This is a genomic window from Cyanobium usitatum str. Tous, assembly GCF_963920485.1.
GTDB classification, from domain to species: domain Bacteria; phylum Cyanobacteriota; class Cyanobacteriia; order PCC-6307; family Cyanobiaceae; genus Cyanobium_A; species Cyanobium_A usitatum_A.
Genome location: NZ_OY986431.1, coordinates 900,893 through 916,025, shown reverse-complemented (window position 1 = coordinate 916,025; position 15,133 = coordinate 900,893). Strand labels below are relative to the sequence as shown.

The window sequence follows — 15,133 nt, the reverse complement described above, 5'->3', positions numbered from 1 at the left end:
ATTCAAGGAGTGGCAATGCGCTGGCGAATCAGCGGCACTGAGGAACTTGCAAGCTGCTGAGAGAGGATGGTTTGACCGCGCTCCCAGGCAGATCGACGCGACAAAAGCTCCAAATCATCAAACCAAGCTGATTTGGTCATCTGGCCAACATGGAGGCGTATGTGATAGACGTAATCAGAAATAAGTACGCCTGCAGCACTACTTGTAACCGCGATCATCATGCCCACATCTTCACCTTGTGGCAGGCCCATCCAGCCTCCGACACGCTTTAGCAGGGCAGCCTGTACAAGCAGGGTGGTTGGCCCTAGGGGAATGCTGTCATGGGGGGATGGCCAGGCTCGCCAGACATCACCAGCCAGACATGGTCCAGCGGCCACAATGGCAGGATCATTTTTGAGATCGTCGGTGCAATAACCGGCTGCCCACAGGGCCCCTGCCTGGCCATTGATTGCGACCAGACGCTTGTCGATGGAATGGGGGTAAAGCCAGTCGTCGTCGTCAGCGCTGGTGATCCACTCTCCCCGAGCAACAAGTAGGCCAAGATTGCGAGCTGCCGCCTGACCAATCGGACGAGCAGAAGCAATCACTGTGGCGTTTGCGGCAAGCTCGGCGGGCAGGGCTTCGAGGTCGTTGCCATCAACAACAATCACATGTTCGATATTGCAGCTATTTTCAGCCAGGCTGCGATTTAGGTTGCTCAGCATAGACAATCGATCAGGCAAAAGCCTGGTCGGAGTAATGACGCTAACGGTCGTCAAATTAGTTGAATTATTGCGAACAGTTCGATCCTACTCGACCCTGGAGACACTAAGGCCGTTGCTCACTGCCTAAATAGGCAAAAGCTGAAAGATTTGACCATGAAACTGATCAAATCAAACTTTCAAAAACTTGAGCGCAAACACCCACAGCCCGGATGTCGCCCTGGGCCTTTGCGCACCACGGGGCCTGCGGCATCCTGGGGTGAGCCCTCGATCTACCCGCGGTGGACACTGCCCAGCTGCGCGCCTTGTTCAACAAGCCCTACGGCGCCCCCGGCCCGAGCGAGGCGCAATGGCGGCAGCTTTACGCCGAGGACGTGCACTTCAGCGATCCAACCCAAGAGCGAGATGGCATTTCGGCCTACATCAAGGCCCAGGAGGGCCTGCTGAAACGCTGTGACGACACCTACCTCACCCCCGGCGCGATCGCGATCGAAGCCGATTCGGCCTTCGTGGAGTGGGAGATGGGTCTGAAGATCAAGGGCATCGAGTTTGTGTATCCAGGCACCTCCCGACTGCTCTTCAACAGCGAGGGCAAGATCTGCGACCACCGCGACTACTTCGACTTCGTGGGCCCCACCTTCGGGCCGGTGCCTGTGCTCGGCGGCTTTGTGCGCTGGCTTTACAAGCGCTTTGTGGGCTGAGGCAGCTGCAGGAACCGTGATGCGCCCTTTCTCCACACTCGCTCTGCTCGCTCTGGTTACGGGGCTGTTCGGCTGCGGCACCAACAAGCAACCCAAACCAGTACCGGCCGGCGTTACCGGTCCCATCCGGATCGAGCTCGACCCAAAGGATCCCTCCAGGAGCTTCGGGGTGTTGCCACGGGGCGAGGAGCGCACCATTTTCAAGGTGGGCTTCGGCCGCAACGGCATCACCTGCGCCGGCAGCCGCATCGAGGAGGGCTACACACCCCTGGGCCGCTTCCGGGTGAATGCCATCCTCAGCGGCGACACCTTTGTGATGGATCCCGCCCTGATCGCCAAATCAGGCAAGAGCGAGGCCGAGCTGCGCAAAATGCTTTTTGGCAACATGAATGCCATCGACTTCGACGGCGATGGCGAAAGCGGCGAATACGGCAGGGGCTACGTGAGCCTGGAGCCGGTGGAAAGCGTCAAGCAGCCCTTCGCCTTCAACACCTACGACGGCAAATTTCGCTGGTACAGCTTCGCCATTCACGGCAGCAACAACGACAACCGCATCGGCCAGAAGGTGACCGGCGGCTGCATAAACGTGGCTGAGCCAGAATTGAAGCTCCTGCTCTCGGCCGTGATGCTCGGCGATGAGGTGGTGATCAACGCCACTGGCGGCAAGTGCGTTTAAGACGAACAGCTGTAGTGCGACACCCCACCGGCGTTGAAGAACTCCCTTGGCTTGAGGCGGTCGTAGGTCGCCGCCAGCTCCGCTGAGGGCTCTTCGTAGGGATGGCTGAACACCGCCTGCAGTTTCTTGATCAGGCTGGTGTCTCCCTGCGCAGCCTGTTCGTAGGCCGGTGCGATCAGCCATTCACGCCAGGTGACCGCGGGGTTGACGCGCTTCATGGCGGCCGATGTCTCGCTGAGGTTGCCGTTGGCGTTGATCTGGTCGCGCCAGCGTTGCAGCCAGCTCTGCCATTGCGTATCGAGCTGCTCGGAGCTGGGCTGGTAGAAGGCCTGATGCAGCGCTGATGGCTGCTCCGGCAGTTCGCAGAGCCTGCGGAACAGGATCGTGTAATCGGCCTCGGAGCGCAGCATCAGCTCCAGCAGCTCGTTCACAAGGGCGGCATCAGGGGCGGCCAGGCCCAGCTTGCGGGCCCACATCGCCTCGAGCTCCTGGTTCATCGCGCCGGCAAAGCCGTCGCGGATGGAATCCAGCTGTTCCAGGGCCTTGCTGTTGTCAGACAGCAGCGGCCGCAGGGCCGACCAGAACATCTGGTAGTTGGCTCCGGCGGCCAGCGGTTGGTTGAAGAAGCTGAAGTGCTCGCCGCCACCGGTCCAGGGCTGGAAGCCGGGATCGAAGCGTTCACAGAAACCAAACGGGCCGTAGTCGAGGGTGTAACCACCGGCGGCGCAGTTATCGCTGTTGAAATTGCCCTGGCAGTAGCCCACCCGCATCCAGTGGGCCACCAGGGCGATGAGCCGCGTGCGAAACAAGCGCGCCAACTCCAGCACCTGGTCGCTGAAGGCCAGGCCCGGATCGATCTCCGTCCGGTAGTTGCGCTCAATCAAATGGGCCACGATCAGGCTCAGCTCGTTCAGCGCCTCCGGATGGGCCTGGCGGCGGACGCGGCGGGCAAACAGCTCCAGCTGGCCCACCCGCAGAAACGATGGCGCCACTCGGGTTGTGATCGCCGCGGGGTTATCGACCAGCACGTCGGGATCAAACGACTGGGACCCCGGCGCGTACCAGGGCCGGCGCACGGTTTCAGCGCCAGATCCATAGAGGGTCAAGGAGCGAGAGGTGGGAACCCCCAGGGCGTGCATGAACTCCTGGGCCAGAAATTCGCGCACGCTGGAGCGCAACACGGCCCGACCATCGGCGCCGCGGCAGTAGGGCGTGGGGCCGCCGCCCTTGAGCTGCAGCTCCCAGCGCTGGCCATTGAACACGCCTTCAAAGACGGAAATTGCCCGGCCGTCGCCGTAGCCGTTGCCGGTGCCAAACGGACACTGCTGGATGTATTCAGCGCCGTAGATCGAGAGGGCATAGCCGGTGGCCCAGCCGTAGGGGCGCATCGGCTGCCGCGCCACGCTTATATCGCCGGAAAACAGCCGCAGGAAGGCCTCGTCGTGGGCCAGGGCGTCGCTCAGGCCCAGCTCCTGGAACAGGGCGGAGCTGTGCGCCAGGTAGGCGGGCACGGGCAGGGGCGTGGGTGTGACCGGCACGTAATGGCCCGAGAAAACCTGGCGGGGCCGGTGATCGTGGCCATCCAGCGTGGCCTGGGGATCTGGCTGCAAGGCCTCCAGCAGCGAATAATCAGCCCGTTGCGCGAACTCAGCGAAGGATGGGATCGGAGTGGTGCTCACGGGATTCGCGGGTTCTCGCCGACAGGGGTCAGTCGAGGCTAGGGATTGAGGCTTCAGCCCGAGGGCCTTTGTGCCGCCGCCATCGCCTCGCGCCACGGGCTGGAGGAGTTGGAGCTGGTGCGCTGAACCCTGACTGCTTACTGCTGGTCAACCAAGTTTGTTTTTGCTAGAGGGGGCAGCGCTACGCCGGCAAGTCCCATGCGAGCAAAGCGCTCATCAATGGAGACCATCAGAAGTCGCCAAAGATGGTGCCGAAGGGGAGAGGCAGGCATCACAACAGTTGGCGTCGCATCTCGGCGGCTGAAGCTGCCAGACCCGACAACACCGGATCGGCGACGCCAGCAGGAAAGGCTTGCGGCAATTGTGAGCGCACAACGCTCGCCACTGCTGGAGTCTGGGCGATCAACTCGTCCAGGAGGGCTTGTGCATCACCGAGCCCAAGCCGTTTGGCGGTGAGCAGCATGCGCCGGGCTGTTATCTCCAGAGGCTTGGTGTAGCGGCCTTTCTCACCGTGCCAGGCCATGGCCATCCGGAGCTTCTGTTGTGGCCATTGGCCACTGCGGCGACCGATCACCGGCCAGGCCGAGAGCACGTCGTAGAGCGGGGTGAGCTGAAAGCGCCCGCCGGGGTTGAGGAAGAGGCTGAAGTTCTTGGCGTGGCCATCAATGGCGCGCAGCATCCAGAACAGCACCTGCGCCTTGAAAAAGGTGCTGAGGTCGCTGCGTTCTGATGATTGCGCCAACAGCTCTGCGATGGCCACCATTCCAGGCCCGCCATTGTTTTCGTACTTGTTGGCGGCCGGTGTGGCGGTTGCCTGGCAGCAGTCTTCCGTTGGCAGGCGCAACCAATGGCTGCCGCTGGCATGGAGCTTGCGATCAAAACGCTCAACAAGCAGGAAGCGATGCCCGACAAAACTGGCGATGTGGCTCGGCGCCACCGGCAAACCAAAGGCCTGCAGGATCCGGCTGCACAGCCACTCGTTCTCCACCGAGGTGCTGAAGTCGATCTGCCCCTCGCCGACGATCACCATCGGCAGCTTGAACAGGTGGGTGGTGGGCGTACTGCCCAGCGGCAGACTCCACTGGCCGTTGTGCCATAGGAAAGCGGTCTTTTCTTGTGCGCCGGCCACCGAAAGCCGCAATTCATCGCCTTCTGCGCGCAGGCGCTGGCCGATCTCCAGCTCGCTAAGAGGCCTTGCCTCGATGCGATCGGTGCCGCAGGGCTCCTGCTCTGGCGGCAGCAACTGCACCACCCCGGCGCAGTCGCGGCCGATGGCGGCCAGCAGATCAAAGGCCCTGGTGCTGGCGGCCTGAAAACGGGCCTGCGCTCGGCGCCGGATGGCGACGCTATCGGGCAGGAGGTTGTCGAACCAACTTTCCACTGCGCTGCCTCGCAGCGTTGTGGCCCCGATGCCAGCGGGCAGCGACAGCGACAACGGACGGAACTGACTCGAGCGGAGCCAGGCCTCGTCGTAGCTGAACTCCTGGGGCCCCCGGGCTGGCAGCGACCAGGTGCCGACCCGCACGACGTTCATCCACACCGCCAGGGAGCGCGCCCGCTTGGGCCTTCCCCTCACCATTCGGCTGTCTCGATGGCGCCCTGACGGGGCCGCACCACCAGCTCAAGGTCGAGGGCCGCCAGGATCAAGAGCAGTCGCTCTACGGTGAGTCGCCCCGGCTGCAACTCGAGCTGGGACAGCCTGGCCTGGCTGGTGCCGCCGACTTTGAGCGCCAGATCCTGACGGCTTAGGCCTTGCTGCTGCCCCACACCCCTGAGCGCCACCCCCAGCTGGGCGGGGGCGCGGATCACCTGCTCGCCCGCAACCATGGCCCACTCGGAATCTCAATAAGCGCACGACAACAGGATTATCAATAAAAAGCATGTATTGAGAATCCAACTAGCCAGTCACGCCGAAGCTGTCGGCGGGAGCGCCCGGACACTCTTTCGCACGAAACACGGCTCCGATCGGCACTACTGCACTGACGCTGCATTCGGCAACACCTTCCTGGGGTGCTGATCAATGTTTCGAAAGCTGCTATCTGGCTGGCAGGTTGCTGTCCCTGGATCTGGCACTGGGGGATTGCGATTGTCGTTGCCCACGATGCGATGAGGAGCCTGCGGGAATAAGGGGGATTTAGGGCAAGTTGAGCCGCGGCCCCAGACCGATTGAGCAAGGCAACCTCAGCGCCGCAACTCCTGCCGATGGGCGCTGAGAAACTGCTCCTGATCGCGACTGAACGGCCGGATCAGGTTCGATCCTTCGATGCCCCAGCAGCGCAAGGCCTCGCCTGCTGCCTCGTGCTGCCAGATCAGCTCGCCGCCTGAATCGAAGCTGATCCAATGGCGATCAAATAGCTTGTCCACATGGGGGGAGAGCAGCAGGCCATTGGCTCCGCTCAGCCGTTCACTGTTGTCGCAGGATCGCCAGGGTTTGATGTGGCTCGCCACCAGGAACTGCTGCCGCGCCAGGCCCGTGACCCGGCAAGTCGGCTCCAGTTCAGACACCCGATGGCGAAATAACCCCTGCCCCAGCCGCGCCTTGGTGAGCGCATCGCGCTCGGTGCTGCTGGGCACCTCCCGCAGCCGCTGCATGTCGTCGAGCAGGGCCTCGGTGTAGGCGCCCTCTTCCGCCAGCACCACCAGGTGCACCCTCACCGCTGCATCGGCGTGGTCTTCTATCAGCTTCAGCAGCAACAGGCCCAGGGTTTCGCTCAGCCACGCCAGGTACACCCCCTGATTGCCTCGGCCCGTGCTGGTGCTGATCGGGCTGTGGCGTTCTGGCAGCAGCGGCTGCAGCAACTCAAAGAAGGTCTGCGGCACCAGGGCCTGGAGCAGCGGCTGCCAGTTCACCCGCACCAGCCAGCCCTCCTGGCTCCAGTTCTCCCCTGCTGAGCCGAACTCTGGGGGCTTAGTGGCCGTGACCGCCGCCGTTTCCACCAGGCCCAACTGGCTAATGCGCCCATTCGCATAGCTGAACACCACATCCCCCCGCTGGCAGCGGGTGAGGTTGTCGTAGCTCACATTGCGGGCGCCGTTGGCATTGGCCTTCGGCGACCAGATGTAACCCCCGTCGGTCTCCTGCCGGTAGGTCTGTTTGTGGTTCACCCACCAGTAGGAGGGCATTGATCCTGGCTGGCTATTGCCCTGTTGTAGCCCAGGCGAACAATCGCCGCCTCGACCACGGCCGCCGAGGGTGCGCTCAATGCTCTGATGGCCAGGAGCAACCTTCCATCCTCCAACCGGACAAGGCCTCAGTACGCATGGACATCCTTTCCCACGGTCACAGCACCACCTCGACGGCTGGGGAGACCCCCTCGGAAGTGGCCCGGCTGCGGGCGGAGCTCAGCGAGTTTGAGCTGGGCCGGTACCTGCTCAACAACCTGGGCCTGAACGGTCAGTGGACCTCCTACGTGCTGCTGTACCCCGAACGCGGCTCACAAACCCGGCTCAGCAGTGATGGATCGCCCCTGGGTGACCTGGAGACTTGGTTGCTGGAGCGCTGTCCGCTCCTGCTGGCGACGCAGCAGCGCTTCTGTCTCATGCGTGGGCTGACCCAGCCGTTGGTGCGATCCGGCATGCAACTCGCCTCCTTGCCATCGGGGCTGATGGACGACCTGCTGACACTGGACTACGCGGCATGCCATGACGTCAACCTCACCGCCATTGATCTCGATGCCAAGGCGCTGGACGCTGCGCTGCACAACCACCGCGAGCGTCACACCCCCGTGGCCATGGCGTGCGAACAGCGGGATGCCTGGCAACTGGACTGCCAGGGGCGCTGGGATCTGATCACCAGCAACGGCCTGAACATCTACGTCGACGACGACCAGCTCTGCACAGCCTTTTACCGCCAGGTAGCCGAGGCCCTGCGGCCAGAGGGGGTGTTCATCGTCAGTTTCATCACCCCGCCCGATCACTGGAAGCCCTACTCGCGGGCCGACCTGGAGCAGCAGCGCCTGCTGTTCCAAGATGTAGTGCCGGTGCGCTGGATGTGCCACCGGGATGAGACCACCACCCATGAACAGCTGGCCGAGGCCGGCTTGGAGGTGATCAGCGTGCACTACGACGAGCAGCGGATGTTCCCGGCCGTGTTGGCTCGCAAGCACGGCTCTGCCCTGATGTAGACGAGGGATGCTTGCTCAGGGTTGGCTTGCCACCAGGCCGTCAAACACCCACCTAAATCCCTCGTCCAGTCCTCGCGCTGCGTCAAGGATCGGGCCATGCGCCCCGTTGGGGCGTCCTTGTCACATCCCTGTGGCTGGCCGTTGGGGGTGGGGTTCTCTGCCGTCCCCAGATGGCTGCCCCGCTTTCCCGCTCTGCCCTCCGTGCCCGCGATGCCCTGGTGCTGGAGCACCTGCCCCTGGCTGATGCCGTTGCCTCTGCTGTAGCCCGCCGCTTCTTCCCTTTGTTTGAGCGCGAGGATCTGTTCCAGCTAGCGAGAGAAGCCCTGCAGCATCACCTGCGCGATCGGGTGCGGGTAGCGCCCCTCCGAGTGGTGTAACTCAGGCGGTCCTGTGACCCTTTCCGGAGGGTGAACAGATGCAGTCAAGGGGTGACTGCTTGGAAGCTGATTACTCAGCTCCGTTTATCCACTATGAACCCTGATCGCTGAATTGGAAACTCAGCGATCGATCTGTTCTGTGTAGATCGAGGAAGGATGTGTTGCGCTTCAGCTGGTGATTGCTGACGGCTGGGCAGTCGGATCAGCATCAGTGAGCTCCAGCGGCTCTTCTGGTTCCGGGATCTTGGCCATGGTCGCCTCGGAGAAGAACCGGCGGCGCTCCAGCTGCCATTCCTCCTGCTGCTCCAGCAGCTGGCTGCCCACCAGCCGCACGATCGCAGCGTCGTTGGGGAAGATGCCGACCACGTTGGTGCGGCGTTTGATCTCCTTATTGAGCCGCTCGAGCGGGTTGGTGCTCCACACCTTGCGCCAGTGCTCCTGGGGAAAGTGGAGGAAGGCCAGCACGTCGTCTCGGGCGGCGTCCATCACGGGCACAGCTGTCGGGAACTGCTTGCGGAGCATCTCGGTGACTCGCTGCCAGTGGGAGCGCACCTGATCGGGGGCCTGGATGACGAACACCGCTTTCATGGCAGCGGCCACCATGTCCTGGCCGGCTTTGGGCACATGGCTGAGCAGGTTGCGCAGAAAGTGCACCCGGCACCGCTGCCAGCTGCTGCCCTGGAACATGCGCTTGATCGCCGCCGTCAGCCCCAGGTGAGCATCGGAGATCACCAGTCGTGTGCCAGTCAAACCACGCTCTTTGAGCGAGCCCAGGAACTGGCGCCAGAAGCCCTCGGCCTCACTGTCGCCAACGGCGATGCCGAGGACCTCGCGGTAACCGAGGCCGTTGATGCCGATGGCGACGACAACGGCCCTGGAACAGACCTGCATGTTGCAGCCCAGGCGGCCGTGGAGGTAGGTGGCGTCGAGGTAGAGGTAGGGGAAGCGGGCATGGTCCAAAGGCCGGCCCAGAAAGGCCTTCACCTGCTCGTCGAGTCCAGCGCAGATGCGGCTCACCTCCGATTTGGAGATGCCGCTGGCGCCGCCCAGCGCCTCCACCAGGGAGTCGACCTTCCGTGTGGAGATGCCGCCGGTGTAGGCCTCCATCACCACGGCGTAAAGAGCTTTGTCGACCCTGCGGCGCGGCTCGAGCCAGTCGGGGAAGAAGCTGCCCTGACGCAGTTTGGGGATAGCCAGGCTGAGATCGCCCACCTGGGTGGTGAGCAGCCGCTGGCGGTAGCCGTTGCGGTGGGTGGAGCGCTCGTCAGGGCAGCGCTCATGGCGCGTGGCACCAATGGCCGCGGAGACCTCGGCTTCCAGCAGTTCCTGGAAGCCCCGGCGCACGATCTCAGGGATCAGGGCGCCAGCGGTGGTGCCCTCCATGAGCTGAGCCAGCTCGGAGGCGCCACTATGGGTAAGGGTCATGGTCTGTGTTCGGTTCGGTGGTAGTGCTCCGAACAGGGTCACAGACCGGCCCACCCATTGCCACAGCACAGACGTGAGGGAGGCGAGCCGTCAGCCCCGGCTACGCCGGGGCTGACCCCCCCGAGTTACACCACTTGCTGGGACGCCGCTCCTACTACTTGGCTTAGATTGGGAGTTAAGGAGGAACCTATTGATGCCGAAGCCACCCCTCGCCCTAGCCACTGCTCTTCTGATTCTGCCGCTGGGCGCTGGGCCGGCCTTGGCCCAAAAGCATATTCCCAAGCTGCCGGGCTACGACGACTGTCCTATGGGGTATGTGAATGATCTCAAGCAGCACTGCAATTCGCTAATTTATTACGAGGTGCAGCCCAGCAACGGCAAGCCCTGTCTCTCGGGCTGGATGAATATCGGGGCGGGCTACTGCAAAAAGAAGACGCTGGGGATCTTCTGAGGGGCCGCGCTTATTAAACTCCCGGTTCGCAATCGTCATTGGGGCTGCACAAGCTGATCGTGCCACCCAGTGTTTTCTTCCCCACCAGCAGTTACAAAAACTAGGCCATCACACCTGGAAGAGACACATCCTCCATGCCGAGCAAGGCAGCGTGGTGATGCCTTGCTAAGTCTGGGTTAGGCAGTTCTGTCTTGAGCGAGAGCTATTTCTGATCGCCCGCCCGAAAATGCCGCAACGCTGATTCCAATTTCAGCTCCAGAGCACCCGCTACGATTCCTACACCGGTAGCCTGATGTTCCAATCTAGGCCTCAGTTTGCGTGATCTCAGCGTAATCTCAAACGATGATGGGCCCTGACCCGTGTGAGGGCTGCCCAATGACCGCAACCACCGCGCCAGATAACACCCGTCTCGATGCCCTCAGCAGGGAGTTCGAGCAGGACGCCAGCTTTAATTTGGTGTTCGTGGTGCTAACGGTGGGCTCCTCCTTGATCGCCACCCTTGGCCTGCTGGGCAACAGCACCAGCGTTGTGATCGGCGCAATGGTTGTGGCCCCCTGGATCATGCCGCTGCAGGCCATGGCCTTCGAGATCCTGCGCGGGCGACTTCCCATGTTTCTACGCGCCCTTCGCACCCTGCTGCTTGGAGTAGTGATCTGCATGCTGCTGGCAATGGTGCTTGGCCGTCTGGTGGCATTCCCTACCTTTGGCAGCGAAGTAATGAACCGCACCAGCCCAAACCTGCTGGATCTGGGGGTGGCGCTGGTATCCGGTGCGGTTGCGATGTTCGCAAAGCTCCGCAGGGACGCGATCTCGGCCTTGGCCGGCCTGGCGATCGCCGTGGCCTTGGTGCCGCCTATGTGTGTAATTGGTATCTTGCTGGCCTCGTCGCTCTGGGTTGAGGCATACGGTGCTTTGCTTTTGTTCGCCACCAACTTGCTGGGCATCATGGTTGGGGCGATGGCGGCACTGGCTGCCTTGGAGCGGGTGGACCGCAGCCGCCTATTTCGAAGCCGGCTCGGCCTCACCAGCGTTGGGCTCACGGCATTACTTGTGATTCCACTGGGAAGCAGCTTCTTGCGGTTGCTGAACCAATCACGGCAAGAGTCAAAAGCCAAGGATGTAGAGCAGGTGATCGAGCAGCGATTGCGCAGCAGCACGATCACCCTCGGTGGGGATCCAGCCATCGATCTGGTGGGCCTTTCGATTGACTGGCAGAAGAATCCTCCCTTGATTCGCGCCCAAGTGCGGGTGACGGATCCTTTCCTGCCTACCTCGGCTCAGGTGGCGAGCGTGCAGGCCTTCATCAACAAGACCCAGTCACCACTCCGCTTCCGGCTGGTAGTGCAACGCATTGCCGTGGACCTGATTGGCCCGGAGACTGCTCCCAACCCGCCAAGTCTGGAACTAATGCCACCGCCACCACTGCCGCCGCTGCCCCAGCAGCAGCAGGCTAAAAATAATTAGCAAACCAAAAGTCGTTTCTAGCGCTGCAGCAACCTCGGGTCGGCCAAGCTCCACTTACATCCTTGCCGCTCAGGGCGGCCACCATTTGCGCATGCCGCAGTTAGGCGTGATCCTGCGTGTCTCCAGGGAACAATCCAGCGGGATCAGACTAATAAATCTACTTACAAGTTTGCCTCAAAATATTCTCCTACTGCTAAAAATTTGCTCAGGCAAGAGTGATCCATCCAGCAGTGTGGGCAGCGGCAGCGGTAAGGATTATTAGCGTTGGCCCATGAAGCAGCTGCCCGGTAAGGCAAGGCCGAAATGGCTGTTAGCGAATAGTCAGGCCATCGCTGTAGTCGTGTTTATCGCCATGACCGCCAGCCTCCTTCCATTGCTACTGATCGCGAGCCTTCTGGCGGCCCTGTTACTCATTCCTGTTATGCATCAGCTCCGCAAAGAGGTGGAGCGGACTGCGGCGACGCTCAACTCGCCCTCCAGGGACGAAATGGTAGACATCACGCCGCTGCACCAGCGATTGCGGCAGGAGTTTTTGATGTTCATACGCCGCCGCCCACAGGCGCAAGACCTGCCAGTAGCACCAGCAGGGGGATGCTGAATGCCGGCAGGCCTCCGCGGAACATCGACAACTCGCCTCCACCGCAATCGTGCTAGTACACGAGTATGCATTAACGGGTTTATGGGTGTTCCGTTGCCCCGGCCCTGGCCCCATTGCGATAGCGAAGTGCTCGTGAACCCATGGCCGCAAGGCCTGCATGACCTGCCACTGGTTCTGGCATCACGCCGGTGTGAAATGCATACCGGTGCTCACCAGCCGCTGCCAGGGTTGGACCGAGTAAGTGAGCCGTCAGCGGGGCTGGGCGCCGGAGGTGGCCTGAGCAGCTCTCGATGAACGTCACGAACAGGCCCGGCCGGCCGCCGCTTTCTCCGCAAGAGGGCTGGCTTAGCGATGGCCGCCAAGTGCTCCATTTCCAGCCGCGCCGCTACGACCGCTGGAGCCAGAGCCTGGAGGTGACTTTTAGAGAACTAATGCCCGGCGGGGAACCACCGCTGCTCAAACACTGTAGGGAGCTGATGCGAGATGAAGCAATCAAGCTCTGGGCCAAGAAGTGCAGAGCCGGCTGGCAGGTCTGCGCGCCGCAGTGGACGCCTCCGCCATTGCGGAGGGACTGAGCTGCTCAACGCCACAAAGCAATTCCACCCTGCTCCCATTTGCAGCTGGAGGCAATGCGTTTAAAAGCTGATTGTGCTCAGCCGCTAGCTCAGCGATGCTGTGTCCATCAACCCAGGAGGCGCCCAACATGGACGACACGCCACCCCGCCAGGTTCCAGAAGCAAGCTGACCGCAGGCCCCTGCTCCAACAGTCTTTATCTAAATGTGGGCGGGTCGTTCAGCCGGGCAAGAGAGCAGCATTCCCCAGTGCAGCTCAGCTTGTGCGCCTGACTGATCGACACTCCAGCCGCACCGCCTCAGGTGCCCTCAGGAGGACCATCCGCCCCACACCTGGAATGCATGGCCCCAGGTGCCAACGTCAGCAGCTTCTATCAACTGCCATTGGAATGTTCTTAGCCAGCGCCCCTGAGGTCTTCCTCAGGGGTTTTATTTTGTTTGTGGCGATTGCGGGCTAAAGCGCTCTCAGTACTAACTCGCTTTGGGGCAAGGCAGCTCAGCAAGAACAGCAACCATGATCTGCAGGCAGGTAGATCCTCACCGGCTTTTAACGAAATAATTGCAGGAGAAATAGAAACCCAGCGGGCAATCGTTCACTTTTGGGAGGGGCTGCACCGGCTGCTGGGCCAGGGCCGATGCGCTGGCCAGGCGGGCATGCACTGACGAGACCGGCACAGTCCGCCAGTCTTACTGACGCTCGGCGTAGCTGGCTGCCCACACGGCCGCCGCCATGCCCTCGGGCACGATCCGCTGGAAAGGCGCACTAGCCAGGATCTCGCGCACCGCTTCCCCCAGAAGTTCGCTGGAGCGGCTGTGGGGCAGGCGATGGCTGAGCTGCTGATGCATGCGCAGCAGATACCAGGCTGAACCCTCCAGCCCGGCATTGAACTTGACCCACATCGCCGGATCGCGGCGGGCATCGAGCACCATGTCGCGGGCGTTGTGGGCCTTATCGGCGGCGGTCACAAGCGGGGAGGTCTCGGGCTTGTGCGCCAGGGCGTCGAGGTAGCGGGTCTTGCGGAGCAGCCACGGCTCCTTCTCGCCTGCCGGTGCTTCCTCGCTGTTGTCGGTGCAGTCGCGCACGATGTCGGCTACGGCGATCCCGAACCGCTCAGCGATCGAGCTGTGGCTCTGGCCGGCGTCTTCGATCGCGTCGTGCAGCAGGCCTGCAATCGCCTGATCCTCCGTGCCGCCGTCCTCCCACACCAGGCCACTGACGGCGATCAGGTGGGAGATGTAAGGCACCGCTTTGCCCTTGCGTTGTTGGTCGCGATGTAGTGCATCGGCCCAGGCCAGAGCGTCGCCGTAGCGGGGGGTGATGGGCATCGGTTCCCAACTGGGGTTTCAACGTAATCAGTCCTGTTCAAACGCGCGCTCCAGCCGTTCGCGCTGCACCTCGGTGTTGATGCGTTCCACCTGCGCCAGGGCCTGGGCCCGTACCTGCGGATCCAGCACCGGGCCTGCAGGAGGTGGGCTGACGGCAGGTACCTGAGGGGCTGGAGGGCGCGGTTGCGTCTTGGTGCCAGCCCTGGAGAGCACTGCAGCCATCACCAGCAGGGCCAGCAGCGGCAGCACCAGGTGCCAGAGCGCCACGCCCAGCGCCACACCGATCCCCAGCAGCAGCAGACGGGACAGAGCCAACAGGGCAGATCGCGGCAGCTAGCTCAGCATGCCCTGGAGGCCAGCAATCTGTCGATACGTTGACAACTGCACTGCAACCGTATACGTTTGTGACATGGCTGATCTCCCCGCTGCTGCTCCCGCCGCTCCTCTTGTCTTCGGGCTGGAGGAGTTGCTTTCCCTGGCCTCTGAGCGCCTCGGCGAGAAGGTCACACCGCGCACCGTGCGTCTGTATGCCACCGAGGGGCTGATCGATCGCCCGGGAAAGGACGGCCGCCGCGCGGTTTACGGACAGCGTCAGTTGCTGCAGCTGCTGCTGGTGCGCTCCCTGGCCCGGCGCGGCCTGAGCCTCACAGCCATTGCGCCGCTGCTGGCCGCTGACAACAGCGAACTGGAGCGCCAGCTCACCCAGCTGGAAGAGCCGCCGGCCACCAATGCCGCGCTCGACTACCTCCAGGAGCTGCAAAGCGCGCCAACCCTGCAGTGCTCCTCAGATCTGGATCTGCTGGAGATGCTGGGCGCTCCGATCTGTCAGTCGGCACCGTTCGAGGAGCCCAGCCGTCGCCTGACGCCGCGCGGTGGTGGCCGCACTACCAGCCGCTGGCATCGCCTCGCCCTGGCACCCGGTGTGGAGCTGCATCTGAGCGACAGCGCCTCCCTGCCACCAGCCGGTAGTCGCCGTGAGGCCTGGCTGCAGCGCCTGCTCGATCGCCTCCGCGACCACCTCGACGACCTCTCCTGAAT

17 protein-coding genes are annotated in these 15,133 nt (G+C 62.6%); 9 read left to right on the top strand and 8 right to left on the bottom strand.

The genetic code is table 11. From position 1 onward, the window contains the following. Positions 1 to 2: 2 nt before the first annotated feature. A complete protein-coding gene (locus tag U9970_RS04970; protein WP_322765573.1) occupies positions 3 to 704 on the bottom strand; it encodes a glycosyltransferase in 702 nt (233 codons plus the stop codon). 278 nt (positions 705 to 982) lie between these two features. On the opposite strand from U9970_RS04970, the gene U9970_RS04965 reads away from it, so the two are divergent. Further along, a complete protein-coding gene (locus U9970_RS04965) occupies positions 983 to 1,402 on the top strand; it encodes a nuclear transport factor 2 family protein (protein WP_322765572.1) in 420 nt (139 codons plus the stop codon). Between the two features lie 19 nt (positions 1,403 to 1,421). Next, positions 1,422 to 2,078: a L,D-transpeptidase gene (locus U9970_RS04960; RefSeq protein WP_322765571.1), complete on the top strand. Its 657-nt coding sequence runs from the start codon at positions 1,422 to 1,424 to the stop codon at positions 2,076 to 2,078. Here the strand turns inward: U9970_RS04960 and U9970_RS04955 are convergent. The 4 genes from U9970_RS04955 to U9970_RS04940 form a co-directional block, all read right to left on the bottom strand. Beyond that, positions 2,075 to 3,757, bottom strand: a complete 1,683-nt coding sequence (locus U9970_RS04955; RefSeq protein WP_322765570.1) for a protein adenylyltransferase SelO family protein — start codon at positions 3,755 to 3,757, stop codon at positions 2,075 to 2,077. The two genes, U9970_RS04960 and U9970_RS04955, sit on opposite strands and share 4 nt — an antisense overlap. Positions 3,758 to 4,028: 271 nt before the next feature. Next, positions 4,029 to 5,291, bottom strand: coding sequence for a type II toxin-antitoxin system HipA family toxin (locus tag U9970_RS04950; protein WP_322765569.1), 1,263 nt, complete (start codon positions 5,289 to 5,291; stop codon positions 4,029 to 4,031). A gap of 38 nt (positions 5,292 to 5,329) precedes the next feature. Beyond that, on the bottom strand, positions 5,330 to 5,584 hold the full coding sequence (locus U9970_RS04945; protein ID WP_322765568.1) for a helix-turn-helix domain-containing protein: 255 nt from the start codon (positions 5,582 to 5,584) through the stop codon (positions 5,330 to 5,332). Positions 5,585 to 5,938: 354 nt separating this feature from the next. After that, the gene (locus U9970_RS04940) at positions 5,939 to 6,880 is read right to left on the bottom strand and encodes an HNH endonuclease (RefSeq protein WP_322765567.1); all 942 of its coding nucleotides are present in this window, start codon (positions 6,878 to 6,880) and stop codon (positions 5,939 to 5,941) included. Positions 6,881 to 7,017: 137 nt separating this feature from the next. Between U9970_RS04940 and U9970_RS04935 the strand changes: the two genes are divergently transcribed. Next, positions 7,018 to 7,881, top strand: a complete 864-nt coding sequence (locus U9970_RS04935) for a class I SAM-dependent methyltransferase (protein WP_322765566.1) — start codon at positions 7,018 to 7,020, stop codon at positions 7,879 to 7,881. Between the two features lie 170 nt (positions 7,882 to 8,051). After that, the gene (locus U9970_RS04930; protein WP_322765565.1) at positions 8,052 to 8,258 is read left to right on the top strand and encodes a hypothetical protein; all 207 of its coding nucleotides are present in this window, start codon (positions 8,052 to 8,054) and stop codon (positions 8,256 to 8,258) included. 168 nt (positions 8,259 to 8,426) lie between these two features. Here U9970_RS04930 and U9970_RS04925 read toward each other — a convergent pair whose 3' ends face one another. Beyond that, on the bottom strand, positions 8,427 to 9,683 hold the full coding sequence (locus U9970_RS04925; RefSeq protein ID WP_322765564.1) for an IS256 family transposase: 1,257 nt from the start codon (positions 9,681 to 9,683) through the stop codon (positions 8,427 to 8,429). A 193-nt stretch (positions 9,684 to 9,876) separates the two neighbouring features. Here U9970_RS04925 and U9970_RS04920 point away from each other — a divergent pair, with 193 nt between their 5' ends. From U9970_RS04920 to U9970_RS04905, 4 genes are all read left to right on the top strand, one after another. Further along, positions 9,877 to 10,134 carry a hypothetical protein gene (locus tag U9970_RS04920; RefSeq protein ID WP_322765563.1) on the top strand — a complete coding sequence of 86 codons (258 nt, stop codon included), beginning with the start codon at positions 9,877 to 9,879 and terminating at the stop codon, positions 10,132 to 10,134. Positions 10,135 to 10,509: 375 nt separating this feature from the next. After that, complete coding sequence (locus U9970_RS04915; protein WP_322765562.1) at positions 10,510 to 11,598, top strand: DUF389 domain-containing protein; 1,089 nt, start codon at positions 10,510 to 10,512, stop codon at positions 11,596 to 11,598. A gap of 271 nt (positions 11,599 to 11,869) precedes the next feature. Continuing rightward, on the top strand, positions 11,870 to 12,196 hold the full coding sequence (locus U9970_RS04910; RefSeq protein ID WP_322765561.1) for a hypothetical protein: 327 nt from the start codon (positions 11,870 to 11,872) through the stop codon (positions 12,194 to 12,196). Positions 12,197 to 12,486: 290 nt separating this feature from the next. Beyond that, a complete protein-coding gene (locus U9970_RS04905) occupies positions 12,487 to 12,771 on the top strand; it encodes a DUF1651 domain-containing protein (protein ID WP_322765560.1) in 285 nt (94 codons plus the stop codon). Positions 12,772 to 13,456: 685 nt separating this feature from the next. On the opposite strand, the gene U9970_RS04900 is transcribed toward U9970_RS04905, so the two are convergent. Further along, positions 13,457 to 14,095, bottom strand: a complete 639-nt coding sequence (locus U9970_RS04900) for an HD domain-containing protein (protein ID WP_322765559.1) — start codon at positions 14,093 to 14,095, stop codon at positions 13,457 to 13,459. Between the two features lie 27 nt (positions 14,096 to 14,122). After that, on the bottom strand, positions 14,123 to 14,410 hold the full coding sequence (locus tag U9970_RS04895) for a hypothetical protein (protein WP_322765558.1): 288 nt from the start codon (positions 14,408 to 14,410) through the stop codon (positions 14,123 to 14,125). A gap of 94 nt (positions 14,411 to 14,504) precedes the next feature. On the opposite strand from U9970_RS04895, the gene U9970_RS04890 reads away from it, so the two are divergent. Then, positions 14,505 to 15,131, top strand: a complete 627-nt coding sequence (locus U9970_RS04890; RefSeq protein ID WP_322765557.1) for a MerR family transcriptional regulator — start codon at positions 14,505 to 14,507, stop codon at positions 15,129 to 15,131. The last annotated feature ends 2 nt before the right edge of the window (positions 15,132 to 15,133 follow it).